Source organism: Enterobacter cloacae complex sp. SHL012 (assembly GCF_049237505.1).
Classification (GTDB): Bacteria; Pseudomonadota; Gammaproteobacteria; order Enterobacterales; family Enterobacteriaceae; genus Enterobacter; species Enterobacter kobei.
In genome coordinates, this window is record NZ_JBMKIZ010000005.1 from 115,700 (window position 1) to 141,743 (window position 26,044).

26 protein-coding genes are annotated in these 26,044 nt (G+C 53.4%); 13 read left to right on the forward strand and 13 right to left on the reverse strand.

Translation table 11 applies throughout. From position 1 onward, the window contains the following. Positions 1 to 7: 7 nt before the first annotated feature. A complete protein-coding gene (ispA, locus tag ACOTY9_RS17260; RefSeq protein WP_014882763.1) occupies positions 8 to 907 on the reverse strand; it encodes a (2E,6E)-farnesyl diphosphate synthase in 900 nt (299 codons plus the stop codon). Further along, a complete protein-coding gene (gene xseB, locus ACOTY9_RS17265) occupies positions 908 to 1,150 on the reverse strand; it encodes an exodeoxyribonuclease VII small subunit (RefSeq protein WP_008503331.1) in 243 nt (80 codons plus the stop codon). Positions 1,151 to 1,341: 191 nt separating this feature from the next. Between xseB and thiI the strand changes: the two genes are divergently transcribed. Further along, positions 1,342 to 2,790: a tRNA uracil 4-sulfurtransferase ThiI gene (gene thiI, locus ACOTY9_RS17270; RefSeq protein WP_014882764.1), complete on the forward strand. Its 1,449-nt coding sequence runs from the start codon at positions 1,342 to 1,344 to the stop codon at positions 2,788 to 2,790. A 132-nt stretch (positions 2,791 to 2,922) separates the two neighbouring features. Here thiI and yajL read toward each other — a convergent pair whose 3' ends face one another. After that, a complete protein-coding gene (gene yajL / locus ACOTY9_RS17275; protein WP_014882765.1) occupies positions 2,923 to 3,516 on the reverse strand; it encodes a protein deglycase YajL in 594 nt (197 codons plus the stop codon). After that, a complete protein-coding gene (panE, locus tag ACOTY9_RS17280) occupies positions 3,479 to 4,390 on the reverse strand; it encodes a 2-dehydropantoate 2-reductase (protein WP_014882766.1) in 912 nt (303 codons plus the stop codon). The genes yajL and panE overlap by 38 nt, the downstream gene beginning before the upstream one ends. Positions 4,391 to 4,511: 121 nt before the next feature. On the opposite strand from panE, the gene ACOTY9_RS17285 reads away from it, so the two are divergent. Continuing rightward, positions 4,512 to 5,003, forward strand: coding sequence for a YajQ family cyclic di-GMP-binding protein (locus ACOTY9_RS17285; protein WP_008503327.1), 492 nt, complete (start codon positions 4,512 to 4,514; stop codon positions 5,001 to 5,003). A 31-nt stretch (positions 5,004 to 5,034) separates the two neighbouring features. Here the strand turns inward: ACOTY9_RS17285 and ACOTY9_RS17290 are convergent, their stop codons facing one another. From ACOTY9_RS17290 to ACOTY9_RS17325, 8 genes are all read right to left on the reverse strand, one after another. Next, on the reverse strand, positions 5,035 to 6,396 hold the full coding sequence (locus tag ACOTY9_RS17290) for an MFS transporter (protein WP_014882768.1): 1,362 nt from the start codon (positions 6,394 to 6,396) through the stop codon (positions 5,035 to 5,037). Between the two features lie 149 nt (positions 6,397 to 6,545). Continuing rightward, positions 6,546 to 7,433 (reverse strand): heme o synthase, encoded by an 888-nt coding sequence (cyoE, locus tag ACOTY9_RS17295; RefSeq protein ID WP_014882769.1) that lies wholly within the window; start codon positions 7,431 to 7,433, stop codon positions 6,546 to 6,548. Between the two features lie 11 nt (positions 7,434 to 7,444). Continuing rightward, a complete protein-coding gene (locus tag ACOTY9_RS17300) occupies positions 7,445 to 7,771 on the reverse strand; it encodes a cytochrome o ubiquinol oxidase subunit IV (RefSeq protein WP_006176899.1) in 327 nt (108 codons plus the stop codon). Then, positions 7,771 to 8,385 carry a cytochrome o ubiquinol oxidase subunit III gene (locus tag ACOTY9_RS17305; RefSeq protein ID WP_008503324.1) on the reverse strand — a complete coding sequence of 205 codons (615 nt, stop codon included), beginning with the start codon at positions 8,383 to 8,385 and terminating at the stop codon, positions 7,771 to 7,773. Before ACOTY9_RS17305 ends, ACOTY9_RS17300 begins: the two co-directional genes overlap by 1 nt. Further along, a complete protein-coding gene (gene cyoB / locus ACOTY9_RS17310) occupies positions 8,375 to 10,366 on the reverse strand; it encodes a cytochrome o ubiquinol oxidase subunit I (RefSeq protein WP_014168864.1) in 1,992 nt (663 codons plus the stop codon). Before cyoB ends, ACOTY9_RS17305 begins: the two co-directional genes overlap by 11 nt. A 16-nt stretch (positions 10,367 to 10,382) precedes the next feature. Further along, positions 10,383 to 11,330: a cytochrome o ubiquinol oxidase subunit II gene (cyoA, locus tag ACOTY9_RS17315; RefSeq protein WP_014882770.1), complete on the reverse strand. Its 948-nt coding sequence runs from the start codon at positions 11,328 to 11,330 to the stop codon at positions 10,383 to 10,385. 478 nt (positions 11,331 to 11,808) lie between these two features. Continuing rightward, positions 11,809 to 13,284, reverse strand: a complete 1,476-nt coding sequence (ampG, locus tag ACOTY9_RS17320) for a muropeptide MFS transporter AmpG (RefSeq protein ID WP_023332233.1) — start codon at positions 13,282 to 13,284, stop codon at positions 11,809 to 11,811. A gap of 45 nt (positions 13,285 to 13,329) precedes the next feature. Continuing rightward, positions 13,330 to 13,908: a lipoprotein gene (locus ACOTY9_RS17325; RefSeq protein ID WP_014882772.1), complete on the reverse strand. Its 579-nt coding sequence runs from the start codon at positions 13,906 to 13,908 to the stop codon at positions 13,330 to 13,332. A gap of 305 nt (positions 13,909 to 14,213) precedes the next feature. On the opposite strand from ACOTY9_RS17325, the gene bolA reads away from it, so the two are divergent. The 11 genes from bolA (at position 14,214) to ACOTY9_RS17380 (ending at position 25,295) form a co-directional block, all read left to right on the forward strand. Then, positions 14,214 to 14,531, forward strand: a complete 318-nt coding sequence (gene bolA / locus ACOTY9_RS17330; protein WP_013095855.1) for a transcriptional regulator BolA — start codon at positions 14,214 to 14,216, stop codon at positions 14,529 to 14,531. A gap of 330 nt (positions 14,532 to 14,861) precedes the next feature. Further along, positions 14,862 to 16,160 (forward strand): trigger factor, encoded by a 1,299-nt coding sequence (tig, locus tag ACOTY9_RS17335; RefSeq protein ID WP_348565983.1) that lies wholly within the window; start codon positions 14,862 to 14,864, stop codon positions 16,158 to 16,160. A gap of 260 nt (positions 16,161 to 16,420) precedes the next feature. Further along, complete coding sequence (clpP, locus tag ACOTY9_RS17340) at positions 16,421 to 17,044, forward strand: ATP-dependent Clp endopeptidase proteolytic subunit ClpP (RefSeq protein ID WP_014069126.1); 624 nt, start codon at positions 16,421 to 16,423, stop codon at positions 17,042 to 17,044. Between the two features lie 126 nt (positions 17,045 to 17,170). After that, positions 17,171 to 18,445, forward strand: coding sequence for an ATP-dependent protease ATP-binding subunit ClpX (gene clpX / locus ACOTY9_RS17345; RefSeq protein ID WP_014882774.1), 1,275 nt, complete (start codon positions 17,171 to 17,173; stop codon positions 18,443 to 18,445). 183 nt (positions 18,446 to 18,628) lie between these two features. Beyond that, complete coding sequence (gene lon, locus ACOTY9_RS17350) at positions 18,629 to 20,983, forward strand: endopeptidase La (protein ID WP_014882775.1); 2,355 nt, start codon at positions 18,629 to 18,631, stop codon at positions 20,981 to 20,983. Positions 20,984 to 21,193: 210 nt separating this feature from the next. After that, positions 21,194 to 21,466, forward strand: a complete 273-nt coding sequence (gene hupB / locus ACOTY9_RS17355; protein WP_002444653.1) for a nucleoid-associated protein HU-beta — start codon at positions 21,194 to 21,196, stop codon at positions 21,464 to 21,466. A gap of 212 nt (positions 21,467 to 21,678) precedes the next feature. Further along, complete coding sequence (gene ppiD, locus ACOTY9_RS17360) at positions 21,679 to 23,550, forward strand: peptidylprolyl isomerase (RefSeq protein WP_023332234.1); 1,872 nt, start codon at positions 21,679 to 21,681, stop codon at positions 23,548 to 23,550. A gap of 148 nt (positions 23,551 to 23,698) precedes the next feature. Continuing rightward, positions 23,699 to 24,079, forward strand: a complete 381-nt coding sequence (locus ACOTY9_RS17365) for a helix-hairpin-helix domain-containing protein (protein WP_014882777.1) — start codon at positions 23,699 to 23,701, stop codon at positions 24,077 to 24,079. Between the two features lie 99 nt (positions 24,080 to 24,178). Further along, positions 24,179 to 24,577, forward strand: coding sequence for a YbgC/FadM family acyl-CoA thioesterase (locus tag ACOTY9_RS17370; protein ID WP_252070346.1), 399 nt, complete (start codon positions 24,179 to 24,181; stop codon positions 24,575 to 24,577). A gap of 48 nt (positions 24,578 to 24,625) precedes the next feature. After that, positions 24,626 to 24,961 carry a type II toxin-antitoxin system RelE/ParE family toxin gene (locus ACOTY9_RS17375; protein ID WP_050862453.1) on the forward strand — a complete coding sequence of 112 codons (336 nt, stop codon included), beginning with the start codon at positions 24,626 to 24,628 and terminating at the stop codon, positions 24,959 to 24,961. A gap of 64 nt (positions 24,962 to 25,025) precedes the next feature. Next, positions 25,026 to 25,295: an addiction module antidote protein gene (locus ACOTY9_RS17380; RefSeq protein WP_421637390.1), complete on the forward strand. Its 270-nt coding sequence runs from the start codon at positions 25,026 to 25,028 to the stop codon at positions 25,293 to 25,295. 2 nt (positions 25,296 to 25,297) lie between these two features. Here ACOTY9_RS17380 and queC read toward each other — a convergent pair whose 3' ends face one another. Further along, positions 25,298 to 25,993, reverse strand: coding sequence for a 7-cyano-7-deazaguanine synthase QueC (gene queC, locus ACOTY9_RS17385; protein ID WP_023332238.1), 696 nt, complete (start codon positions 25,991 to 25,993; stop codon positions 25,298 to 25,300). Between the last annotated feature and the right edge of the window lie 51 nt (positions 25,994 to 26,044).

Below are 26,044 nucleotides of genomic sequence, written 5' to 3' on the forward strand. Positions count from 1 at the left end.
ATATAGTTTATTTATCACGCTGGATTATATAGTCCGCTAGCGCTTCCAGTGCCGAGGTATCCAGCGATTGTGCGGCCAGTACATTTAGCGACTGGCGGGCATCGTCAATCAGATCCCGGGCTTTACGTTGGGCTTGCTCAAGACCCAGCAGGGCGGGGTAGGTACTTTTGCCAAGCTGCTGGTCTGCACCCTGACGTTTACCCAATGTTGCAGTATCGCCCACCACATCCAGAATGTCATCCTGAACCTGGAATGCCAGACCGATACTTTCTGCGTATCTGTCCAGCGTCGGCAAGGCTTTGCGCCCTTGTTCACCCGCGCTCAGCGCGCCCAGGCGAACGGCAGAACGAATCAATGCCCCGGTTTTGTGGCGATGAATACGCTCCAGCTGTTCCAGATTAACCTGACGTCCTTCAGCTTCAAGATCCAGCGCTTGTCCGCCGCACATGCCGGCCACGCCGCTGGCCATCGCCAGTTCAGAAATCATTGCCAGGCGGTCACGGTCAGCCACTTCCGCCATCGGCGCATCGCTCAAAATAGAGAACGCCAGCGTTTGCAGGGCATCGCCCGCCAGAATGGCATTCGCTTCGCCAAACTTGATATGGCAGGTAGGTTGACCGCGACGCAGGTCGTCGTCGTCCATCGCCGGTAAATCATCGTGGATCAGCGAATAGGCATGGATGCACTCAACGGCGGCAGCCGGGGCGTCCAGCGTGTTATCGCTGATACCAAACATATTGCCTGTGGCGTACACCAGGAACGGGCGCAGGCGCTTTCCACCCAAGAGTGCGCCATAGTGCATAGCCTCAACCAGAGGAGTGTTCTGAAAAGGCTGTGGTGCAATAAAACGGCGCAGGGCGTCGTTGGCGCGAACTACACGCGCCTGAAGCTCGTTGGCAAAATCCATTTACTCGGCGTCCGGTGTGAAAGGCGTAGTTTTCGCGTCTTCGCTGTCGGAAAGCAGGATCTGCACGCGCTGCTCGGCCTGCTGCAGTTTGACCTGCCCCTGTCGCGCCAGCTGCACGCCACGTTCGAATTCGTTGAGCGCCTCTTCCAGCGGGAGATCGCCGCTCTCAAGACGGGTAACGATTTGCTCCAGTTCACTCAGCGCAGTTTCGAAACTGGCCGGTGCGTCGTTCTTCTTCGGCATAGTGAATTGACTCTTATATTCTTCGCCCCGACATGGTAACGGACTCGGGCGGATAAGCAAATAACGCGCAATGTGCACAGGAGCGGCGCGATGGTGGTATACTTGCGCGCCTGGATGCAGCCACGGGTGTGGGCTGCTGTACTCTTTTCCATTACAAGCCTTAATACGCTTGCCTAAGAAACATTGCCGCCATGAAGTTTATCATTAAATTGTTCCCTGAAATCACCATCAAAAGCCAATCTGTGCGTTTGCGCTTTATTAAAATTCTCACCGGGAACATTCGTAACGTATTAAAGCACTACGACGAAACGCTCGCCGTGGTGCGCCACTGGGACCACGTTGAAGTCCGTGCGAAAGACGAAAACAAACGTCAGGATATTCGCGACGCGCTGACCCGTATTCCGGGGATCCACCATATTCTGGAAGTGGAAGACGTCCCGTTCAGCGATATGCACGATATCTTCGAGAAAGCGCTGGTTCAGTACCGCGATCAGATCGAAGGCAAAACCTTCTGCGTACGCGTGAAACGTCGCGGTAAGCACGAATTCAGCTCCATTGAAGTGGAACGTTACGTTGGCGGCGGTTTGAACCAGCACGTCGAGTCTGCGCGCGTGCGTCTGACGCACCCGGACGTGACGGTTAACCTGGAGATCGAAAACGATCGCCTGCTGCTGGTGAAAGGGCGTTATGAAGGTATCGGCGGTTTCCCGATCGGCACCCAGGAAGATGTCTTGTCTCTGATCTCCGGCGGCTTCGACTCCGGCGTTTCCAGCTATATGCTGATGCGCCGCGGCTGTCGCGTCCATTACTGCTTCTTTAACCTGGGCGGTGCGGCGCATGAAATCGGTGTTCGCCAGGTCGCGCACTACCTGTGGAACCGTTTCGGCAGCTCCCACCGCGTGCGTTTTGTGGCGATCAACTTCGAGCCGGTGGTGGGCGAAATTCTTGAGAAAGTGGACGACGGCCAGATGGGCGTTATCCTGAAGCGCATGATGGTGCGTGCGGCATCCAAAGTGGCTGAGCGCTACGGCGTGCAGGCGCTGGTCACCGGCGAAGCGCTGGGGCAGGTCTCCAGCCAGACGCTGACCAACCTGCGTCTGATCGACAACGTCTCTGATACGCTGATCCTGCGTCCGCTGATCTCCCACGATAAAGAGCACATCATCGATCTGGCACGTGAAATCGGCACCGAAGATTTTGCCCGCACCATGCCGGAATACTGCGGTGTGATCTCAAAAAGCCCGACCGTCAAAGCGGTGAAGGCGAAGATCGAAGCCGAAGAAGAGCACTTCGATTTCAGCATCCTGGATAAAGTGGTGGCGGAAGCGTCCAATATTGATATCCGCGAAATCGCCCAGCAGACCGAGCAGGACGTCGTCGAAGTGGAAACCGTGAGCGGTTTCGGCGCTAACGATGCGATTCTGGATATCCGCTCTATTGATGAGCAGGACGACAAGCCGCTGCAGGTGGAAGGCGTTGAAGTGGTGTCGCTGCCGTTCTACAAGCTGAGCACCAAATTTGGCGATCTCGACCAGAGCAAAACGTATCTGCTGTGGTGTGAGCGTGGGGTGATGAGCCGCCTGCAGGCACTGTATCTGCGCGAGCAGGGCTTTGCGAATGTGAAGGTGTATCGCCCGTAGTTTTTTGCGCGGGAATGCGGCCTGATGCCCTCACCCCGGCCCTCTCCCACGGGGAGAGGGAGAAAACATAAAAAACGGCAACCTTTGGTTGCCGTTTTGCTTTAACCTGGCGCCACCCGGCTTTTTTACGCACTACTCTTCATAGTAGTTATAAATTCCCGCCGGCATCACCAGCGATGACGCCACCTCGTACGCTTTTTCGCGCCCGACCAGCAGGTCAATAATCTTCAAACCAAAATCAATCGCGGTGCCGGGGCCCTGGCTGGTCAGCAGGTTGACGCGTGGATCCCACACGACGCGTTTGTCCACCCACTGGTCTTCCGGGATGGTCTGCTTCAGACCGGGGTAGCCGGTCATATTGCCGATAGGGAAAATATCGTGCGGAACCAGCACTGTTCCGGCGGCGGCACAGATGGCGGCGACGATACGACCCGATAAGTGGAACTGACGCACGGTCTCGACCAGCAGCGGGCTGTCGCGAAAATATTCCGCACCCTTCAGGCCACCGGGCAGGACGATGATGTCGTAATCCCCGTCGGCCACCTGCACAAGCGGCGCATCCGCAAGCAGTTTCACGCCTCGCGAGCAGGTCACCGCCAGACTGCCATCGCTGGCAACGCTGGCGACCGTCACCTCAATACCGCCGCGAACCATCAAATCAATGGTGGTGACCGCTTCTGTCTCTTCGCTACCAGGGGCGAGGCAGATCAGTGCCGACGCGCTCATATTCACTCTCCTTACGTTTAACCAGGTCATACAAACGGGCGTTTTCCGGCACGGCGATGCCATGTGCTCGGGCACGTTTTAGTAGATAGCCGGTAATGTAGTCGATTTCTGTGTGGCGCAATGCCCGGACGTCCTGCAACATTGAGGAGATATTTTCTGCCGTACTCTCAATAACCTGCTCGACATAACCGCGCAAATCCTCTGCCGAGGTATGCAGACCTTCCCGCTCAATGACCGACGCGACTTCAGCACACAGTGATGCAACCTCCTGCGGATGGTTTTTCAGCTCCCCATTCGGGCAGTTCCACAGTGCCGTCAGCGGATTGATCACGCAGTTCACGGCCAGCTTGCGCCAGAGTTGAGGGCGAATAGTGTTATGCCAGGCGACGTCCGGCAATACCTTCTGCAGCACATCGGCAAGATAACTGTAGTCGCCATCCTGTGTTCTGGCCGGTCCCATATGGGTCACGCCGCTGGCGACGTGCACGATGATGTTGCCGTCGCGACGGGCTGCGTGCGTGGTTGTCGCCATCAGCAGGGGCTGCGGGATGCCTTTCAGCTCATCAATGGTTCCCATGCCGTTATGCAGCAGCAGTATAGGGGAAGTGGAGGGGAGTTGCGCAGCCAGCGTCTTCACCGCGTCTGAGACCTGCCACGCTTTAAGCGTCACCAGTAACAGGTCACTTTGCGCCAGGAAATCGGGATCGTTCGCGGTGAGGGATTCGTTAAAGATGCTTCCGTCTTCACCAATCAGGTTTACACTGCAATAGGGCTGGGGCACGCGCAGCCAGCCCTGAACCTCATGTCCGTGCTTGCACAGCGCGGTCAGCCATAGCTGACCAAGCGCTCCGCATCCGAGCACTGTAATTTTCATTGTTCCTCCTCACCTGCAACTGCGCCAGGTGTTACAGCTTAATTATACAGCTAAGCTTCTGTTGAGTTATGCCTCGTAGCGGGTATTATGCAACGCAACAAAAGTGAAGGGAGAAGAAAAGATGCCATCTTTCGATATTGTTTCCGAAGTTGATATCCAGGAAGTTCGCAACGGCGTTGAGAACGCAACCCGCGAAGTTGAGTCACGTTTCGATTTTCGTGGCGTTGAGGCGTCGTTTGAGCTGAACGACGCAAATAAGACCATTAAGGTGCTGAGCGAGTCTGATTTCCAGGTGAATCAGCTGCTCGACATTTTGCGCGCCAAGCTGTTAAAACGCGGCATTGAAGGGACCTCTCTGGATGTGCCGGAAGAGTTTGTGCACAGCGGTAAAACCTGGTTCGTTGAAGCTAAACTGAAGCAGGGCATTGAGAGCGCGGTGCAGAAGAAGATCGTGAAGCTCATTAAAGACAGCAAGCTGAAGGTGCAGGCGCAGATCCAGGGTGAAGAGATTCGCGTCACCGGCAAGTCCCGCGATGACCTGCAGTCCGTGATGGCGCTGGTGCGTGGCGGCGATCTGGGACAACCGTTCCAGTTTAAAAACTTCCGCGATTAATACCCAAAAGCCCGGTTCAACCGGGCTTTTTTCACGCTTTCAGGGCCTGCTCCACTTCGAAGCGGTTGGTCATTTTGCTGTCTATCTTGACGTAAGCGCTGCGCTCTTCCGGGACAATCAGGACCTCCGTCACACCCTCTTTTGCTTCCAGACGCTGTTTCAGCGCGTCGCTAATCTGAACATCATCCGGGATTTCTACCCGCAGGCTGCTCACGTAGCGTGGCTCTTTCATGGTACTGGCGACCAGCAGCCAGACTGTCGCCAGCAGTGCGCCCGCGAGAAACACGGTTTGAGAGTCAAACAGACCGTCCACCCAGCCGCCAAGCGAGCCGCCAATGGCCACGCCGAGGAACTGGCTGGTGGAGTAGATGCCCATCGCCGTGCCTTTGTAACCGGCAGGGGACTCTTTGCTGATCAGCGACGGCAGCAGGGCTTCCATCAGGTTAAACGCCAGGAAGAACAACTGCACGCCGGCAATCAGCTCCCAGAAGTGCGGGCCGGCACCCCAGAGCACAATCTCAGCTATCAGCAACAGTGCTACGCAGCCAATAAAGACGCGCTTCATCTTGCGCTTCACTTCAGCGTAGATAATGAATGGCACGACGGAGACAAAGGAAATCAGCATCGTGACCAGATAGATTTTCCAGTGCTCGGCTGCCGGGAAGCCCGCAGCGGCCAGCTGGCCGGGAAGGGCGACAAAGGTCGACATCAGCAGGATGTGCAGACACATAATGCCGAAGTTAAGCTTCAGCAGGCGTGGCTCAACCAGCACTTTGCTGAAGCAGCCCTTTACCATTCCCGATTCACGGTTGAGGACGTGGTTTTTGCTGTCCGGGACGACCCACAGGGTTAAGCCAATACCGAGGGTTGCCAGCACGGCAATCATCCAGAACAGCGCGTGCAGGCCAAGCGCATGGGTGATTATCGGGCCCAGTACCATCGCAATGGCGAAGGTGACACCAAAGCTAACGCCGATGAACGCCATCGCTTTAGTCCGGTTCTGTTCGCGGGTGAGATCGGACAACAGCGCCATCACGGCGGCGGCAATCGCGCCGGAGCCCTGAAGGGCGCGGCCAAGAATAATCCCCCAGATGGAGTGGGAGAGGGCGGCAATCACACTGCCCAGAACAAAAATAAGCAGGCCACCGACAATCAGTGGCTTGCGGCCAACCCGGTCAGAGAGCAGGCCAAACGGGATCTGGAAGACCGCCTGGGCCAGACCGTAAATGCCAATGGCCAGGCCAATCAATGCCTCGCTCGCCCCCTGCAGCGCCATGCCGTAGGTGGTCAGAACAGGCAGGACCATAAACATGCCGAGCATCCGTAGCGAGAAGACAGTCCCTAAGCCCCAGGTCGCGCGTAGCTCGCCTGGCGTCATTTTATAATCGTTCATTACCACCTCAGTTCAAAAGCAGGCCATAGTGTAGTGCGGGGAAGGGGCGGGGTAAATAAGGGCTTATTTAACAAATATTACATGCGTTATTAATTGATTTTGTGAATAAAAAAGGGTGCCGAAGCACCCTTTTATTGACCTGTTGTCGCTTACCAGACGTAAGTCAGCAGGTTGTGCGAATCTGGCACCATGAAATCCACGGACATCATCACGGACAGAGAAGTGATGGCGACAATGGAGAACACAAACAGCTTACGTGCCCAGACTTTGTCATCTTCCACTTTGTATCCGCGCAGCGCCATGCCAAGCCACCAGACGCTCACTGCAGCCGCTACCGCCAGATATTTATACCCGGCGTAACCACCCAGAGAGAGCATCAGCGTTGCTACGGCAAAGGCGATGATGTAAAGCGTGATGTGGTTCTTGGCAACCGAAATGCCCTTCACGACCGGCAGAACCGGGATGTTCGCTGCCTGATAATCCTTAAAGCGGAAAATCGCGATGGCATAGGAGTGCGGCATCTGCCACAGGCTAAAGATAGCCAGCAGGATCAGCGCACCGCTGTCGAACTCGTTCGTGACGGCGCAGTAGCCAATCACCGGCGGCGCAGCGCCGGAGAGAGAACCAATCAGCGTGCCGTAGACGGAGTGACGTTTCATATACAGGCTGTAGACGCCCACATAGACCACGAACCCCATCACCCCCAGCCAGCAGGCCAGTGGGTTAGCACCAAACCACAGCAGCATAAAGCCAGCAATACCCAGCAAGGTGGCGTACACCAGCGAGACGGAAGGGGCGATCAGGCCTTTCACCAGCACCCGATTTTTGGTCCTTTCCATCTTCTTGTCGATATCCATGTCGATGTAGTTGTTAAATACACAACCGGACGCAACAACCAGTGACACACCGACCAGCGTGTAAATAAAGAGGGCGTAATCAATGCTGCCTTTAGAGGCCAGCAGGAACCCTCCGATCACGGAGATCAGGTTGCCAAAGATGATGCCTGGTTTCGTTACTTGCAGGTATTGCTTAAACATACTCGCCGCTCTTAGTGAACCATCATGTTGTAGTTGAGGTTCCACATAATCCAGATGGAACCGACTACCAGGATAGCGATGATAATCACGGTAAAGATAAAGGCCGTCATGTTCCAGCCTTCATCGGATTTGGTGTTCATGTGCAGGAAGCAAACCAGATGCACCAGAATCTGAATCACCGCGGTCACCAGGATTGCTCCCAGGATAACCGGTTTAGACGCAGAACCGCTCATCACCATCCAGAACGGGATCACCGTCAGGATGATCGACAGGATGAAACCTGTCATGTAGGTTTTTACGCTGCCATGGGAAGCGCCATGATCGTTAGAATGACTCATTACATCGCCCCCATCAGATAGACAACAGAGAACACACAGATCCACACCACGTCCAGGAAGTGCCAGAACAGGCTCAGGCACAGGATACGGGTACGGTTAGTGCTGGTCAGGCCGCGGCGGGAGATCTGGAACATCAGTACTGCCATCCAGATCAGACCCGAGGTCACGTGCAGACCGTGGGTACCGACCAGCGCGAAGAACGCGGACAGGAAGCCACTGCGATCCGGACCAAAGCCTTCCATAATCAGGTGATGGAATTCATAGATTTCCATCCCGATAAATCCAGCACCAAACAGCCAGGTCAACGCCAGCCAGGAGACAACCTGGCTCTTGTTGTTTTTGTACATGGCGATAGCCGCCATGCCGTAGGTGATAGAGCTGAATAACAGCAGTGCGGTTTCAACCAGAACGAACGGCAGTTCAAAGATGTCCTTGCCGGTCGGGCCGCCCGCTGTGCCGTTCACCAGAACGGCATAGGTCGCGAACAGACAGCAGAACAGAATGCAGTCGCTCATCAGGTAGATCCAGAAACCGAAGACTTTGGTCGGTCCTGTATCGTGGTGCGCATGTTCATGCGCGTGGGCAGTTGAGTGCGCCAGAGTATCAGTTGCCATTTTTCAGCCCCGCTTTAGAAATCTCGTCGAAATGCTGATTTTCCAGCTTTTCAACTTCACGGACTGGTACGTAGTAGTCCACGTCCTCGTCAAAGCTCTTCACAATCCAGCTGATTACGATGCCAGCGAAGCCAACAATCGCCATCCACCAGATGTGCCAGATCATTGCGAAACCAAATACCGTAGCGAAGGCGGCAATGACAATGCCCGCACCGCTGTTTTTCGGCATATGGATCTCTTCGTAATGAGCAGGTTGCTTGTACGCTTCACCTTTTTCTTTCATTTCCCAGAATGCGTCGCGTTCATGAACCTGCGGCACGATGGCAAAGTTATAGAAAGGCGGTGGAGAAGAGGTCGCCCACTCCAGCGTACGGCCACCCCATGGGTCACCGGTCAGGTCACGGTTCTGATCGCGGTCGCGAATAGACACGTAGAACTGAATCAGCTGAGACGCGATACCGCAGGCAATCAGCACCGCACCGCCCGCTGCAACCATCAGCATTGGGTGGAACTGCGGATCGATCTGCTGGCTCAGACGACGGGTCATACCCATGAAGCCCAGCACGTACAGCGGCATAAATGCCACGAAGAAGCCGATGATCCAGAACCAGAACGCGCGTTTACCCCATTTCTCGTTCAGCGTGAAGCCGAACGCTTTTGGCCACCAGTAGGTTACGCCCGCGAAGCAGCCGAAGACCACGCCACCGATGATAACGTTATGGAAGTGCGCAATCAGGAACAGACTGTTGTGCAGAACGAAGTCAGCACCTGGTACCGCCAGCAGTACACCGGTCATCCCACCTACGGAGAAGGTCACGATGAAGCCGATGGTCCACAGCATCGCTGAGTGGAACACGATACGGCCCTGGTACATGGTGAACAGCCAGTTGAAGATCTTCACCCCGGTCGGGATGGCGATAATCATAGTAGTGATACCGAAGAAGGCGTTTACGTTCGCGCCCGCACCCATGGTGAAGAAGTGGTGCAGCCAAACGATGAACGACAGAACGGTAATACACACGGTTGCCCACACCAGAGAGGTGTAACCAAACAGACGTTTACGCGAGAAGGTTGCCGCGATTTCGGAGAACACACCGAAGACAGGCAGAACCAGGATGTACACTTCCGGGTGACCCCAGGCCCAAATCAGGTTGATGTACATCATCATGTTGCCACCCATATCATTCGTGAAGAAATGGGTGCCCAGGTAGCGGTCCAGGGTCAGCAGCGCGATGGTGACGGTCAGAATTGGGAAAGAGGCAATAATCAGGATGTTGGCGCACAGAGATGCCCAGGTAAATACCGGCATCTTGAACATGGTCATGCCAGGGGCACGCATCTTGATAATGGTCACGAAGAAGTTGATACCGGTCAGGGTGGTACCGACACCGGAGAGCTGAAGCGCCCAGATCCAGTAGTCAACGCCAACGCCCGGACTGTACTCAATTCCTGATAGCGGCGGGTATGCCAGCCAGCCGGTCTGCGCGAATTCGCCCACACCCAGTGACAGGTTAACCAGGATAACGCCGACAACCGTGAACCAGAAGCTCAGGTTGTTCAGGAACGGGAACGCCACGTCGCGCGCGCCGATTTGCAGCGGAACGACCACGTTCATCAGACCGATAACCAGCGGCATCGCTACGAAGAAGATCATGATAACGCCGTGAGCGGTAAAGATCTGATCGTAGTGGTGCGGCGGCAGGAAGCCGGCTTCACCCGCAGAAGCGAGTGCTTGCTGGCTACGCATCATGATCGCATCCGCAAAGCCACGAATTAACATGACGATACCGACGATGCAGTACATGATACCGAGTTTTTTGTGGTCAACCGAAGTCAGCCACTCGTTCCACAGGTAGCTCCACTTACCGAAGTAAGTGATCAGGGCCAGTAAGGCCGCGCCACCAATGATAATTGCAGCCACCGTAACCACGATAATCGGTTCATGGTAGGGCACTGCATCCAGTGTCAATTTTCCGAACATTTTCTTCCTCGGCCCCTTAGTGAGCGGTTTCCGCGTGGCTCATGTCCATGCCTTCCATACCTTCATGCGCGCTGTGCTCGCCTTCAGGCTGGGTCATGTCCATGCTCTTGCCGTGATCCATAAATTTGCCAATGACATCTTTGAACAAATCAGGTTTCACATTAGAGAAGTACTCCACCTTGTTGTATTCGCTAGGTGCAGCCACTTTTTCGAACGCCGCCATGTCAGACATGGTGTTTGGAGACTGCTTCGCTTTTTCAACCCACTGGTCGAAAGCGGCACGGTCTGGCGTTGCAATAGCTTTGAACTTCATACCTGAGAAGCCCGGGCCGCTATAGCTGGCGGAGATACCATCATAGGTGCCTGCTTCATTCGCGATCAGATGCAGGTTAGTCTGCATACCGGCCATCGCGTAGATCTGGCTACCCAGACGTGGGATGAAGAAGGAGTTCATTACGGAGTTGGAGGTCACTTTGAACTGAACCGGAGTGTTCGCCGGGAAGGCGATTTCATTCACGGTAGCAATACCCTGCTCTGGATAGATGAAGAACCATTTCCAGTCCATGGAGACCACTTCAATGGTAATAGGTTTCTCATCGTGAACCAGTGGTTTGCTTGGCTCAAGTGCGTGAGTGGTTTTCCAGGTCAGTACGGCAAGGAACAGGATGATCAGAATAGGTACCGTCCAGACCACAGCTTCCACTTTATTGGAGTGTGACCAGTTAGGGCTATACTTCGCATCTTTATTGCTCGCACGATACTTCCAGGCGAAACCAACAGCCATCAAAATGGCAGGAATAACCACAATCAACATCAGGCCAAAAGCCGTCAGTATCAGTGAACGTTGTTCCAGTCCAATCTGTCCTTTGGGGTCTAGTAGTGCAGAATCGCAGCCACTGAGTAATACAGTGCCCGCGAATAATGACAACCATCCCAAACTTTTATTGTATTTCCCGAGTCTCATTTAACGACCTCAATTCCACGGAGTCTGGTGGCGTTTAAAGTGTGGGGGCATTTTACGGGAAGGTTACATTACTGTAAACATCATTAGGCCTGTGTCAGGAAGGTGTTACCGGGTTCTGCCGCACGTGTCACAAGTGTTGCAAATTATGTCGGTTTTTATGACAGAAGCCGCATGGCGTGGGCTTTATAACGAAAGGACCCCCAAGCATACCCTAAAAGGGACAATTGGTATAACCATTGTTAAAAATAAACAAAAAATTAACAATTAATTATCAATAAAAAGACATCTAAAAAACGAAAAATCAAACTATCGGATGCTGAATCGTTTAATGAAAAATAGCGTTTTGGAACTGGAGCCAATAATTTCCAAATCCTATCCCGCACAAAACAACAAATATTTTTTTGGGGGGGCGCTGGCTATTTCGCCGTTATAATTTCGGTTAGTGATTACAACGGGAAATAACCTTTCGCATTTTTCTTCAGGTCATCTGCGTTTTACGCAACGCCATGAAATCGAGCAGACCCCCGGTCAGGATCCCGGCAATAGCCAGCAGGGCGCCCGCGTCCAGAAGAAGCGCTTCGAACGGGAGTGCCAGTGACGTGCTGGCGTTAATAATCAGCACCACAAGCCAGAGTGCCAGAGCAACGCAGCCCACCATTAACAGACGTAACGCAAAACGGTAGGCGGTATGATATTCGGTGCGCGGCATAAAGTGTTCGGTCCGCTGCGTATATTCCAGCGTCTGACGGCAGACCAGCAGCAATAAAATTCCCGGCACGGCAGCCACGACAGAGAAGAGATAAAACGTTGGCCAGCCGTGGGCTTCCACGAACCAGCCCGCAATCGGTCCAACGTACACGCGACCCACGGCAGAGAGCGCCGAGAGCAACGCAAACTGCGTAGCGGAAAATGATTTATTGCAAAGCGTCATCAACAGGGCAACAAATGCCGCGGTGCCCATGCCGCCGCAGAGGTTCTCGAAGAATACCGCCGCGGCCATGCTGATCATATGTTTATCGGTAATCGACAGCAGCCAGTAGCCCGCGTTAGAGGCTCCCTGAAGGATGCCGAAAATCAGCAGTGCGCGAAACAGGGTCAGGCGCTGCATCAGCACGCCGCCATACAGCGCGCCCACAATCGTCGCAAACAGTCCCAGCGTTTTGTTTACCACACCCACTTCACCGGCATCAAAACCGACACCGCGTATCAGGAAGGTGGTGGTCAGGCTCATGGCGAACGCATCCCCCAGCTTATAAAGGACGATGAGCAGCAGGATCAGCCAGGCATTATTGCGACCAAAAAAGTCGCGCAGCGGTTCGGCCACGGCCTGCTCCAGCGAGCGGGGGACCGGAATGACATCGCTCGGTTCGGGAGCAAAGATCGTCGCGATAATGCACGGGATAAGCAGGGCGGCCATCAGCCAGTACATACCCTGCCAGCCGAGGTAACGGTCAGCCAGCCACAGTGCCAGTCCCCCGGAGACCAGCATCCCGAGGCGATAGCCCAGCACGCTGATCGCGGCACCGGCGCCGCGCTCTTCCGCAGGCAAAACGTCCGTCTTCCAGGCGTCAAAGACAATATCCTGGGAGGCGGAACAGAAGGCAATCACGACCGCAAGTGCGGCCATCCAGCGAAGCTGTGTGGTCGGCTCAAGAAAACCCATCGCCGCAATGGCCAGCAGCAGCAAGACTTGCGTCATCACTAACCAGCCGCGACGACGTCCCAGGAAAGGTGGCGTGTAGCGATCCATGACCGGAGACCACAGGAACTTAAAGACATAGGCCTGACCGACAAGCGAGAAGAAACCGATGGTTTTGAGATCGATATTTTCGACCGTCATCCACGCCTGAAGCGTGCCGGAGGTGAGCGCGAGAGGTAAACCCGAGGCAAAGCCGAGGATCAGCAGAATCGCTGATTTCGGTTGCTGGAAAATACGTAAGTAATGGCTGGACATGTTCTTATGAACTGACCCGGTGAAGCACCGGGTCAGTCGGCAGGATTAACGTGCGTTCTGCTTGATGAAGTCGTGGATGCTGGTGTCCTGCGCCATGTCGGAAATGGTATCCGTCAGCACGCTGTTAACCGCATCAGCAATATTTTTATTCGATGCCTGGAACGCGCCTTCGACAGAGTAGCTCGCACGGTAGTTTTTGGTCATCTTATTACCGTTTTTCGCGGTAGCAATGATGGCGATATCCGCTTTGGTCGCGATGTTGTAACGCACGTTGCCCTGAGACACGTCTGCGTACAGGTTGTTAACGATGATCTGCAGATCAACCGCACCGCTTGGGCCAATCATATAGCCGCGAGCGGTCATTTGCTTCTCAAGCACTTCCTGCAGCAGGAAGCGCAGGTCGCGGGACGCGGTCAGAGTCACCTGCTGGTTATCGCGGGTCACTTTTGCCAGAGCCTGGTCCTGACGCTGATCGGCACCGTTAATGCTCACGGTGACGCCCATCAGGCTTGGATCCTGTTGAGGCAGCGTAATTTTGGGTGAGACATCAATGGTGGTAGGCGGGGTTGCACAGCCTGCCAGCATAAAAAGGGCTACCAACGGAAAGAAGAGTTTTTTTAACATTTTCGGGTTCTCAACGAATCGTAAGCATATAAAGAGAAAAATTGCCGTCATCATAACATCGCCAACGGCGAGGGGAAGTGGTCAACGCATGTAAATTCATCGCCTTGTCCGAAAACTGACCAGCTTACCCAATTTCCCCTCTCGCGAATGATGAAAGGTATGAGTCTCGCAGTGAACTTCATTCGTTTGAATGAGAAAATCAGACGAAAGCTAAATATTTGTTGTCAAGGTGTAATGGAAACGGTAAAAGCGGCTAACATTTAAAGGGATGGGTGACATCCTGGCGTTGTCGGAGGAGTAATTTCATGATGATACGTGAGCAGATAGAAGATAAATTAAGGGCAGCGTTCAACCCTGTGTTCCTCGAAGTCGTCGACGAGAGCTATCGTCATAACGTGCCGGCAGGTTCTGAAAGCCACTTTAAAGTGGTTCTGGTTAGCGATCGCTTCACGGGAGAACGTTTCCTGAACCGACACCGCTTGATCTACAGCACCTTGACGGAAGAACTCTCCACCACCGTGCATGCGCTGGCACTGCATACCTACACCATTAAGGAATGGGAAGGCTTGCAGGATACGGTTTTCGCATCACCGCCGTGTCGCGGTGCAGGCACCATCGCCTGATAAATCGGATTTGCAACGGCTGGAGCTTTTCCAGTATGTTGCTTACAGATTTCCTCAAAACGGCCTCCGGGCCGTTTTGTTTTGTCTGAGTTTTGAGCGGATGGAGCGATTTTAAGGCTAAAAATAGCCTTAAAGTGTGAAAAAAGCCGCAGCAACATGCCCCAACCGTTCTCGACTCACCTAAGTGATGCCGCTATAATGCCGCGTCTTATTGAATGTCTTCGGGATGATTCTGGCGACAGGGAATGTGAATCTGCACTAAGAGAGCATCCCGGTATAACAGACAGATTCAGAGTTGACCGAGCACTGTGATTTTTTTGAGGTAACAAGATGCAAGTTTCAGTTGAAACCACTCAAGGCCTTGGCCGCCGTGTAACGATTACTATCGCTGCTGACAGCATCGAAACTGCTGTGAAAAGCGAGCTGGTCAACGTAGCAAAAAAAGTACGTATTGACGGCTTCCGTAAGGGCAAAGTTCCAATGAATGTTGTTGCTCAGCGTTATGGCGCCTCTGTGCGTCAGGATGTGCTGGGTGAACTGATGAGCCGCAACTTTATTGATGCGATCATCAAAGAAAAAATCAATCCGGCCGGCGCGCCAAACTACGTTCCAGGCGAATACAAACTGGGCGAAGACTTCACTTACTCCGTAGAGTTCGAAGTGTACCCGGAAGTTGAGCTGAAAGGTCTGGAATCTATCGAAGTTGAAAAACCGATTGTCTCCGTGACTGACGAAGATGTTGACGGCATGCTGGACACCCTGCGCAAGCAGCAGGCGAACTGGAAAGAGAAAGAAGGCGCTGTTCACGCGGAAGACCGTGTGACCATCGACTTCACCGGTTCTGTAGACGGCGAAGAGTTCGAAGGCGGCAAAGCGTCTGACTTCGTACTGGCAATGGGCCAGGGTCGTATGATCCCAGGCTTCGAAGACGGTATCAAAGGCCACAAGGCTGGCGAAGAGTTCACTATCGACGTGACCTTCCCTGAAGAATACCACGCTGAAAACCTGAAAGGTAAAGCAGCGAAGTTCGTGATCAACCTGAAGAAAGTGGAAGAGCGCGAACTGCCAGAACTGACTGAAGAATTCATCAAGCGTTTCGGCGTGGAAGATGGTTCAGTTGCTGGCCTGCGTACCGAAGTGCGTAAAAACATGGAGCGCGAGCTGAACGGTGCTGTGCGTAACCGTGTGAAATCTCAGGCGATTGAAGGTCTGGTGAAAGCGAACGACATCGACGTTCCTGCAGCCCTGATCGACAGCGAAATCGACGTGCTGCGCCGTCAGGCTGCACAGCGTTTCGGTGGCAACCAGCAGCAAGCGATGGAACTGCCACGCGAGCTGTTTGAAGAGCAAGCGAAACGTCGCGTTGTTGTTGGCCTGCTGCTGGGCGAAGTGATTCGTACCCACGAGCTGAAAGCTGACGAAGAGCGCGTGAAAGGCCTGATCGAAGAGATGGCTTCCGCATACGAAGATCCATCAGAAGTGATCGAGTTCTACGGTAAGAACAAAGAGCTGATGGACAACATGCGCAACGTCGCACTGGAAGAGCAGGCTGTTGAAGCGGTTCTGGCGAAAGCGAAAGTGACCGAAAAAGCGACCTCTTTCAACGAACTGATGAACCAGCAGGCGTAATAACGCCCTAACGGTTTAAAGTTTGACCAAAAAACCCGTTGCCCTCCGGCGACGGGTTTTTTTTATCGCAGCTTTAGTCCTGGAAGGGTGCTAAAACGCCCTTTCAGTGTTAGCGTTACAACAAAAGGTTGTTATGCTTGAAATAGGGCGTGGCGAACCCCATAAGTATGTAATCACGATGATTGAGACTGGCTGATAATCCGTCCATAAGGTTACAATCAGTACAGCAGGTGTTTTCAATTTTGAACCAGGAGACGGAAATGTCATACAGTGGCGAACGAGATAACTTTGCACCCCATATGGCGCTGGTGCCAATGGTTATTGAACAGACCTCACGTGGTGAGCGTTCTTTCGATATCTATTCCCGTCTGCTCAAGGAACGCGTTATCTTTCTGACCGGCCAGGTAGAAGACCATATGGCTAACCTGATCGTAGCGCAGATGCTGTTCCTGGAAGCGGAAAACCCGGAAAAAGACATTTACCTGTACATCAACTCGCCAGGCGGTGTGATTACGGCGGGTATGTCAATTTATGACACCATGCAATTCATCAAGCCAGATGTCAGCACGATCTGTATGGGTCAGGCTGCATCCATGGGTGCCTTCCTGTTAACCGCAGGGGCGAAAGGTAAGCGTTTCTGCCTGCCTAACTCCCGTGTGATGATTCACCAGCCGCTGGGTGGTTACCAGGGGCAGGCGACGGATATCGAAATCCACGCCCGCGAAATTCTGAAAGTAAAAGCGCGCATGAATGAACTTATGGCGCAGCATACAGGTCAATCTCTCGAGCAGATCGAGCGCGATACCGAGCGCGATCGCTTCCTCTCTGCTCCAGAGGCAGTTGAGTACGGCTTAGTCGACTCCGTATTGACCCATCGTAATTGATGCCCGCGACGCGAGTGTGCCGCTATACTAAGGTAGGGCGGCACGCTGCTTTAAGCAGTACGCGTCTTAGAATGGCATTTGCGTCGTCATGTGCGGCACAAAGAACTTAAAAAGAGGTTTGGACTCATGACAGATAAACGCAAAGATGGTTCGGGCAAACTGCTGTACTGCTCTTTTTGCGGCAAAAGCCAGCATGAAGTGCGTAAACTGATTGCCGGGCCGTCCGTGTATATCTGCGACGAATGTGTTGATTTATGTAACGACATCATTCGCGAAGAGATTAAAGAAGTTGCGCCGCACCGTGAGCGTAGCGCATTGCCAACGCCGCATGAAATTCGTCATCACCTTGACGACTATGTCATCGGACAAGAGCAGGCGAAGAAAGTGCTGGCGGTAGCGGTATATAACCACTACAAACGTCTGCGTAACGGCGACACCAGTAATGGCGTAGAACTGGGTAAAAGTAACATCCTGCTGATCGGACCGACGGGTTCCGGTAAAACGTTGCTGGCGGAAACCCTGGCGCGCCTGCTGGATGTTCCGTTTACCATGGCCGATGCCACCACCCTGACCGAAGCCGGTTATGTGGGTGAAGACGTTGAGAACATCATTCAGAAACTGCTGCAGAAGTGCGATTACGACGTACAGAAAGCACAGCGCGGCATTGTTTATATTGATGAGATCGACAAGATCTCCCGTAAATCAGACAACCCGTCCATCACCCGCGACGTGTCGGGTGAAGGCGTGCAGCAGGCGCTGCTGAAGCTGATCGAAGGTACGGTTGCCGCCGTTCCACCGCAGGGGGGGCGTAAGCATCCTCAGCAGGAGTTCCTGCAGGTTGATACCTCCAAGATCCTGTTCATCTGTGGCGGTGCGTTTGCCGGTCTGGATAAAGTCATTTCCCACCGTGTTGAAACCGGCTCCGGCATTGGTTTTGGCGCAACGGTAAAAGCCTCGTCCGAAAAACCGAACGAAGGCGAACTGCTTTCGCAGGTTGAACCTGAAGATCTGATCAAATTCGGTCTGATTCCTGAGTTCATTGGCCGTCTGCCCGTTGTGGCAACGCTGAATGAGCTGAGTGAAGAGGCGCTGATTCAGATCCTGAAAGAGCCGAAAAATGCGCTGACCAAGCAGTACCAGGCGCTGTTCAATCTGGAAGGGGTTGACCTGGAATTCCGTGACGAAGCGCTTGATGCGATTGCTAAGAAAGCGATGATCCGTAAAACCGGTGCGCGTGGTCTGCGTTCAATCGTTGAAGCGGCGCTGCTCGACACCATGTACGATCTGCCGTCGATGGAAGATGTTGAGAAAGTGGTTATCGACGAGTCCGTAATCAGCGGCCAAACCAAGCCGCTGCTGATTTACGGTAAACCGGAAGCCCAGCAGGCATCTGGCGAATAATTCACCAAATCATACAAGCAGTTAATTAAAAAGGGGGGATTTTATCTCCCCTTTACTTTTTCCGTATTCATAGCGTTGAATGTGTGGGAAACATCCCCATATACTGGATACATGTTAATGGTTATGTGAAGTACAGTGACATGACCAGCTTACCTGGCGGACACTAAACTAAGAGAGAGCTCTATGAATCCTGAGCGTTCTGAACGCATTGAAATCCCCGTATTGCCGTTGCGCGATGTGGTGGTTTATCCGCACATGGTCATACCCTTGTTTGTAGGGCGGGAAAAATCTATCCGTTGCCTCGAAGCCGCCATGGATCATGATAAAAAAATCATGCTGGTGGCACAGAAAGAAGCATCGACGGATGAGCCGGGTGTAAACGATCTTTTCACCGTCGGGACCGTGGCCTCTATTTTGCAGATGCTGAAGCTGCCTGACGGCACCGTGAAGGTGCTGGTCGAAGGGCTGCAGCGTGCGCGTATTACCACTCTGTCAGATGACGGCGAACATTTCTCTGCCAAGGCAGAGTACCTTGATTCGCCTGAGCTTGATGAGCGCGAGCAGGAAGTGCTGGTGCGCACCGCAATTAGCCAGTTTGAAGGCTATATCAAGCTGAATAAAAAAATCCCACCAGAAGTGCTGACGTCGCTGAACAGCATCGACGATCCTGCGCGTCTGGCGGACACCATCGCAGCACACATGCCGCTGAAGCTGGCTGACAAACAGTCCGTGCTGGAAATGTCCGACGTTAACGAACGTCTGGAATACCTGATGGCGATGATGGAGTCTGAAATCGATCTGCTGCAGGTTGAGAAACGTATTCGCAACCGCGTCAAAAAGCAGATGGAGAAATCTCAGCGTGAGTACTATCTGAATGAGCAAATGAAAGCGATTCAGAAAGAGCTCGGCGAGATGGACGACGCGCCGGACGAAAACGAAGCGCTGAAGCGCAAAATCGACGCGGCGAAGATGCCGAAAGAGGCGAAAGAGAAAGCCGAAGCAGAACTGCAGAAGCTGAAAATGATGTCTCCAATGTCGGCTGAAGCAACCGTCGTACGCGGCTACATTGAGTGGATGGTGCAGGTTCCGTGGAACGCCCGCAGCAAGGTCAAAAAAGACCTGCGTCAGGCGCAGGAGATCCTGGATACCGACCACTACGGCCTGGAACGCGTGAAAGACCGCATTCTTGAGTACCTCGCGGTACAAAGCCGTGTAAACAAAATCAAAGGCCCAATTCTGTGTCTGGTAGGACCGCCGGGGGTGGGTAAAACCTCTCTGGGACAGTCCATCGCCAAAGCGACCGGACGTAAGTATATCCGTATGGCGCTGGGTGGCGTACGCGATGAAGCGGAAATCCGCGGTCACCGTCGTACCTACATCGGTTCTATGCCGGGTAAACTGATCCAGAAGATGGCGAAAGTGGGCGTTAAAAACCCGCTGTTCCTGCTTGATGAGATCGACAAAATGTCTTCGGACATGCGTGGCGATCCGGCCTCTGCGCTGCTGGAAGTGCTTGATCCTGAACAGAACGTGGCGTTCAGCGATCACTACCTGGAAGTGGACTACGACCTGAGCGATGTGATGTTCGTGGCAACCTCCAACTCCATGAACATTCCGGCCCCGCTGCTGGACCGTATGGAAGTGATCCGCCTCTCCGGTTACACCGAAGACGAGAAGCTGAATATCGCGAAACAGCACCTGCTGCCGAAACAGATTGAGCGTAACGCACTGAAAGCCAACGAGCTGACCGTCGAGGACAGCGCGATTATCGGCATCATTCGCTATTACACCCGTGAAGCGGGCGTGCGTAGCCTTGAGCGTGAAATCTCTAAACTGTGCCGCAAGGCGGTGAAACAGCTGCTGCTGGATAAGAGCCTGAAACACATTGTGATCAACGGCGACAATCTGCATGCCTACCTGGGCGTTCAGCGCTTTGACTATGGTCGTGCGGATAACGAAAACCGCGTAGGCCAGGTGACCGGTCTGGCATGGACGGAAGTGGGCGGCGATCTGCTGACCATCGAAACCGCCTGCGTGCCGGGTAAAGGCAAGCTGACCTACACCGGCTCGCTGGGTGAAGTGATGCAGGAGTCCATTCAGGCGGCGCTGACCGTGGTGCGCGCGCGCGCGGAAAAACTGGGTATTAACCCGGATTTCTACGAAAAACGCGACATCCACGTTCACGTCCCGGAAGGGGCGACGCCGAAAGATGGTCCAAGCGCGGGTATTGCCATGTGTACGGCGCTGGTCTCCTGTCTGACAGGCAACCCGGTACGCGCTGATGTGGCAATGACCGGTGAAATCACTCTGCGTGGTCAGGTTCTGCCTATCGGCGGGTTAAAAGAAAAACTGCTGGCGGCACACCGTGGTGGGATCAAAACCGTATTGATTCCTTACGAGAATAAACGCGATCTGGAAGAGATTCCGGACAACGTAATTGCCGATCTGCAGATTCATCCTGTTAAGCGAATTGAGGAAGTTCTTACTCTCGCATTGCAGAATGAACCGTCCGGAATGCAGGTTGTAACCGCAAAATAGTGACCTCGCGCAAAGAGCGTCAATAAAAACAAGGCTGGTAAGGCATTTCGCACTTGCCAGCCTTTTTTTGTATAGCTAATTTAGATTGCTGATTAGGTCAGCCATCAACAACGGGTGTTGTAAGGTCATGGCAGGCCTGATATAACTGCTGCGCGGTCGCGTTGTGAAGGACTCAGACGCGATATAAATTATAAAGAGAGGAAGAGAACAGTGAATAAATCTCAACTGATTGACAAAATTGCTGCTGGTGCTGATATTTCTAAAGCTGCAGCTGGACGTGCGTTAGATGCATTAATTGCTTCTGTTACTGAATCTCTGCAGGCTGGAGACGACGTTGCACTGGTAGGCTTCGGTACTTTTGCTGTTAAAGAGCGTGCTGCCCGTACTGGCCGCAACCCTCAGACCGGTAAAGAGATCACCATTGCTGCTGCTAAAGTGCCGGGTTTCCGTGCAGGTAAAGCGCTGAAAGACGCAGTAAATTGATTGCTTTCCCGTTTCAGGGAAGCCGGAAAGTACAAGGGCGCATCATTTGATGTGCCTTTTTTGTTTGTCCAGACCTGATTTGTGCGAGTTTATGCGAGTTGTGGGCTGACAATCGCCCCGTTTTCTTGTCACAATACGCCTTTACGCGCGACGGCCAGGATTTTCCGTCAGCGTCAGGTAACCAGTCACCTACAGCGGAGTGTTGTTACACCATGATGGACAGCTTACGCACGGCTGCTAACAGTCTCGTGCTCAAGATTATTTTCGGTATCATTATCGTGTCGTTCATATTGACCGGCGTGAGCAGTTACCTTATTGGCGGTGGCGCGAACTATGCCGCAAAAGTGAATGGCCAGGAGATCAGCCGTGGTCAGTTCGAGAATGCTTTTGCCGGTGAACGTAACCGTATGCAGCAACAGCTGGGCGACCAATTCTCTGAACTGGCGGCGAATGAAGGGTATATGAAGACCCTGCGCCAACAGACGCTGAACCGTCTTATCGACGAAGCGTTACTGGATCAGTATGCCAAAAAGCTGGGCCTTGGCATCAGCGATGAGCAGGTGAAAAAAGCGATCTTCGCCACTCAGGCATTCCAGTCAAACGGTAAATTCGACAACGCCCGTTACAATAGCATCGTCAACCAGATGGGCATGACGGCCGACCAATACGCTCAGGCGCTGCGTAACCAACTGACCACTCAGCAGCTTATCAATGCCGTTGTGGGCACCGATTTCATGCTCAAAGGTGAGACGGAAGAGCTTGCCGCGCTGGTGGCGCAGCAGCGCGTTGTCCGTGAAGCGACCATTGATGTTAACGCCCTGGCGGCCAAACAGCAGGTCAGCGACGCGGAACTGAACGCCTGGTACGAGCAGAACAAAAATACCTTCGTTTCTCCAGAGCAGTTCCGCGTGAGCTACATCAAGCTGGATGCTGCCGGGCTGCAGGAAACGGCGTCTGATACAGAAATTCAGTCTTACTACGATCAGCATCAGGATCAGTTCACTCAGCCGCAGCGTAACCGCTACAGCGTGATTCAGACTAAAACCGAGGCTGACGCCAAAGCGGTACTGGATGAGCTGAATAAAGGGGCTGATTTCGCCACCCTCGCGAAAGCAAAATCCACCGATATTATCTCTGCCAAAAACGGCGGTGATATGGGCTGGCTGGAAGACGCAACCACGCCGGACGAACTGAAAAATGCGGGTCTGAAAGAGAAAGGCCAGCTTTCTGGTGTCATTAAGTCTTCCGTTGGTTTCCTGGTCGCGCGTCTGGACGACATCACCGCGGCGAAAACCAAGCCGCTGGCTGACGTTCGTGATGATATCGCGGCGAAAGTGAAACAGGAAAAAGCGCTGGATGCCTACTACGCACTTCAACAGAAGGTGAGCGATGCCGCCAGCAACGACAACGAATCGCTGGCGGGTGCAGAGCAGGCTGCTGGGGTGAAAGCGGTTGAGACGGGCTGGTTTGGTCGTGATAACCTGCCGGAAGAGCTGAACTTTAAACCGGTTTCAGACGCCATCTTTAACGGTGGTCTGGTGGGCGAGAACGGCACGCCAGGCAGCAACTCTGACATCATTACCGTCGACGGTGACCGTGCGTTCGTGCTGCGCGTCAGCGAGCACAAGCCGGAAGCGGTCAAACCGCTGGCAGAAGTGAAGGATCAGGTTGCCGCTCAGGTTAAGCACAACAAAGCGGAACAGCAGGCGAAACTGGATGCTGAGAAGATTCTGGCTGATCTGAAAGCGGGCAAAGACGATGCGCTGAAAGCGGCAGGCCTGAGCTTCGGTGAAGCGAAAACGCTGAGCCGTACCGGTCAGGACCCCATCAGCCAGGCTGCGTTTGGCCTGACTCTGCCGGCGAAGGACAAACCAAGCTTCGGCACCACCACCGATATGCAGGGTAACGTTGTTCTGCTGGCGCTGGACGAAGTAAAAGCCGGTACCCTGCCAGAAGCGCAGAAGAAGGCGATGGTTCAGGGCATTACCCAGAACAATGCTCAGATTGCTTTCGAAGCCATGATGAGCAACCTGCGTAAAGACGCCAAAATCAAGCTGGGCGATGTGATGACTCAGCAGCAATAATTACGTCTCTGCTCGCAGATTTTCGTAACGCTCTGCAAAAACTAAAGGCCGCTTTCGCGGCCTTTTCCATTTCTGCAATCTGCTGTTTGTAGCTGTTTTTCCGGGCGGCTATCGTGACGTGGCTGTCAACAAACAAGGAGAAAACAGCATGAAATGTGGAATCAAAGCACTGTTAATTGCGCTGGCTATTGCAACCACCGGGATGACCACGAGCGCGCTGGCCGCGACGCCCGCTGCCAAAGCACAGACGGTGCAGAGCAAGTCTGACGCCTCAGCGTCAGTGCAAGGACAATCCAAAGCGGCTGATGCCGGTAAAACGGCGGATGATGACGGTACGCGGGTCAGTATCAATTCGGCCTCTGCGGAAGATCTCGCCCGCGCAATGAATGGTGTCGGCCTGAAAAAAGCCCAGGCCATCGTCAGCTACCGCGAAGAGTATGGTCCTTTCAAAACTGTTGACGACCTCAAACAGGTTCCGGGCATGGGCAGCGCGCTGGTGGAGCGTAACCTCTCACACCTGACGTTGTAATCTCACAATTACTTGCACTGCGGCGATAATTTGCCAGGATAAAGAGGTCATACCAGTTATGACCTCTGATCCTATAACAACAGTAAAGGCTATTGCGCTATGCAGACAAAAATCAAAGTACGTGGTTACCACCTTGATGTTTACCAGCACGTTAACAACGCCCGCTATCTTGAGTTCCTTGAAGAAGCGCGCTGGGACGGGCTGGAAAACAGCGAAAGCTTTCAGTGGTTGACCGCGCATAACATCGCGTTCGTGGTCGTCAATATCAACATCAACTACCGCCGCCCGGCTGTGCTGGGTGATGTACTCACGGTGACCAGTCAGGTGCAACAGCTCAACGGCAAGAGTGGTGTATTAAGCCAGGTGGTGACGCTCGATCCTGAAGGGGAGGTGGTGGCTGATGCACTGATCACCTTTGTCTGTATCGATCTGAAAACCCAGAAGGCTCTGCCGCTGGAAGGGGCGTTGCGGGAGAAGCTGGAGCTGATGATCGTTTAGAAATTTTGTCTTTTATAAAAGACAAAACGTTTTTCCAGGGATAGAATCATGGACAGGGACTACGTTGTTGAACGCTACCGTACCCGTGACGGAAAAGTGCCATTTGAGGAGTGGGTAGCGAAGATGAAGCGAAAGGATCCGGATGTTGTTTTCCGGATCCTTGTACGGGTTAACCGTGCGATAAAACGTAATTTTGGCGATTACCGATATCTCAGGGAAGGTATCTGGGAGATGCGCATCGACAGTGGTCCCGGCTACAGGATCTATTTTGCGGTAGAAAATCGGCAGGTTTTATTGTTACTTGTGGGTGGTGGCAAAAAGAGCCAGAAAGCAGATATTCAACTGGCGATAGACTTCTGGAACGATCATCAATCAAAAGGATAATCAGATGAGTGCCGCTGAACGAAAATATTCAAGTTCTGTTAGTCACCATGATGCTGTTGTGAAAATGCTGCGTGAGGATCCCTCCTGTGCTCAGCTTTATCTGCAAACAGCCCTGGAGGAGATCTATGAAGACCAGGGGATCCCTGCCTATCTCATTGCACTCCGTCAGGTCATCGAATCCCGCGGTGGCATAGGTGAAATTGCCGCCAAATCCGGTCTGTCCCGCCAACAGTTATACCGAACCTTATCTGACAACGGCAACCCAACGCTGACGACGCTAATGAAAGTGACCCGTGCTGCCGGCGTAAAACTGTTCGACAGCACGGTTAAGTAGCGTTATTTAAGCCCGGTCTTTTGCTTCATTGCGGCCATCACGCCAACTTTATCGGCCAGATAGTGGTTCAGCCCGTTAGCGCGAAGATTACAGGCCGCGCACTGGCCGCAACCGTCGCCTTTGATGCCGTTATAGCAGGTGAGGGTTTCACTGCGAACCAGATCCAGCTTGCCCCAGTAGTCCGCCAGGGCCCAGGTTTCGGCTTTATCCAGCCACATCAACGGCGTCTCAAAGCGCGTCTCTTTCGCCATGCCCAGATTGACGGCGTGGTTTAATGCTTTCACGAATTCGTCACGGCAGTCAGGGTAGCCGGAGAAGTCTGTTTCGCATACGCCGGTGATTACCGCTTCGGCTTTCACCTGGTAGGCGTAGATCGCCGTCAGGGTCAGAAACAGAATATTGCGGCCCGGTACGAAGGTATTCGGAATGCCGCTGGCATCGGGTTCATAATCCGGTACAGGAATGCTGTCGCGGGTGAGGCTACTGACAGCCAGTTCATTTAACAGCGTAACGTCCAGCACCTTGTGCGCGCGTGCCCCCAGTTTGAGGGCCAGTTCACGGGCAACGTCGATTTCAGCGCGGTGGCGCTGACCATAATCGAAGGTCACACAGTGAACTTCATCATACTGATGAAGGGCCTGAACCAGGCAAGTAGTAGAGTCTTGTCCTCCGCTGAACACGACGACGGCACGTTTCATAAATCATCTCAACAGTTACGGTAAAAACGTTATGTTACCGCCTGGCTACGG

Excerpts from the sequence above, each read along its gene's own strand:
- ispA (WP_014882763.1), bottom strand. The coding sequence starts at position 907 with ATGGATTTTGCCAACGAGCTTCAGGCGCGTGTAGTTCGCGCCAACGAC.
- xseB (WP_008503331.1), bottom strand. The coding sequence starts at position 1,150 with ATGCCGAAGAAGAACGACGCACCGGCCAGTTTCGAAACTGCGCTGAGT.
- thiI (WP_014882764.1), top strand. The coding sequence starts at position 1,342 with ATGAAGTTTATCATTAAATTGTTCCCTGAAATCACCATCAAAAGCCAA.
- yajL (WP_014882765.1), bottom strand. The coding sequence starts at position 3,516 with ATGAGCGCGTCGGCACTGATCTGCCTCGCCCCTGGTAGCGAAGAGACA.
- panE (WP_014882766.1), bottom strand. The coding sequence starts at position 4,390 with ATGAAAATTACAGTGCTCGGATGCGGAGCGCTTGGTCAGCTATGGCTG.
- ACOTY9_RS17285 (WP_008503327.1), top strand. The coding sequence starts at position 4,512 with ATGCCATCTTTCGATATTGTTTCCGAAGTTGATATCCAGGAAGTTCGC.
- ACOTY9_RS17290 (WP_014882768.1), bottom strand. The coding sequence starts at position 6,396 with ATGAACGATTATAAAATGACGCCAGGCGAGCTACGCGCGACCTGGGGC.
- cyoE (WP_014882769.1), bottom strand. The coding sequence starts at position 7,433 with ATGTTTAAGCAATACCTGCAAGTAACGAAACCAGGCATCATCTTTGGC.
- ACOTY9_RS17300 (WP_006176899.1), bottom strand. The coding sequence starts at position 7,771 with ATGAGTCATTCTAACGATCATGGCGCTTCCCATGGCAGCGTAAAAACC.
- ACOTY9_RS17305 (WP_008503324.1), bottom strand. The coding sequence starts at position 8,385 with ATGGCAACTGATACTCTGGCGCACTCAACTGCCCACGCGCATGAACAT.
- cyoB (WP_014168864.1), bottom strand. The coding sequence starts at position 10,366 with ATGTTCGGAAAATTGACACTGGATGCAGTGCCCTACCATGAACCGATT.
- cyoA (WP_014882770.1), bottom strand. The coding sequence starts at position 11,330 with ATGAGACTCGGGAAATACAATAAAAGTTTGGGATGGTTGTCATTATTC.
- ampG (WP_023332233.1), bottom strand. The coding sequence starts at position 13,284 with ATGTCCAGCCATTACTTACGTATTTTCCAGCAACCGAAATCAGCGATT.
- ACOTY9_RS17325 (WP_014882772.1), bottom strand. The coding sequence starts at position 13,908 with ATGTTAAAAAAACTCTTCTTTCCGTTGGTAGCCCTTTTTATGCTGGCA.
- bolA (WP_013095855.1), top strand. The coding sequence starts at position 14,214 with ATGATGATACGTGAGCAGATAGAAGATAAATTAAGGGCAGCGTTCAAC.
- tig (WP_348565983.1), top strand. The coding sequence starts at position 14,862 with ATGCAAGTTTCAGTTGAAACCACTCAAGGCCTTGGCCGCCGTGTAACG.
- clpP (WP_014069126.1), top strand. The coding sequence starts at position 16,421 with ATGTCATACAGTGGCGAACGAGATAACTTTGCACCCCATATGGCGCTG.
- clpX (WP_014882774.1), top strand. The coding sequence starts at position 17,171 with ATGACAGATAAACGCAAAGATGGTTCGGGCAAACTGCTGTACTGCTCT.
- lon (WP_014882775.1), top strand. The coding sequence starts at position 18,629 with ATGAATCCTGAGCGTTCTGAACGCATTGAAATCCCCGTATTGCCGTTG.
- ppiD (WP_023332234.1), top strand. The coding sequence starts at position 21,679 with ATGATGGACAGCTTACGCACGGCTGCTAACAGTCTCGTGCTCAAGATT.
- ACOTY9_RS17365 (WP_014882777.1), top strand. The coding sequence starts at position 23,699 with ATGAAATGTGGAATCAAAGCACTGTTAATTGCGCTGGCTATTGCAACC.
- ACOTY9_RS17370 (WP_252070346.1), top strand. The coding sequence starts at position 24,179 with ATGCAGACAAAAATCAAAGTACGTGGTTACCACCTTGATGTTTACCAG.
- ACOTY9_RS17375 (WP_050862453.1), top strand. The coding sequence starts at position 24,626 with ATGGACAGGGACTACGTTGTTGAACGCTACCGTACCCGTGACGGAAAA.
- ACOTY9_RS17380 (WP_421637390.1), top strand. The coding sequence starts at position 25,026 with ATGCTGCGTGAGGATCCCTCCTGTGCTCAGCTTTATCTGCAAACAGCC.
- queC (WP_023332238.1), bottom strand. The coding sequence starts at position 25,993 with ATGAAACGTGCCGTCGTCGTGTTCAGCGGAGGACAAGACTCTACTACT.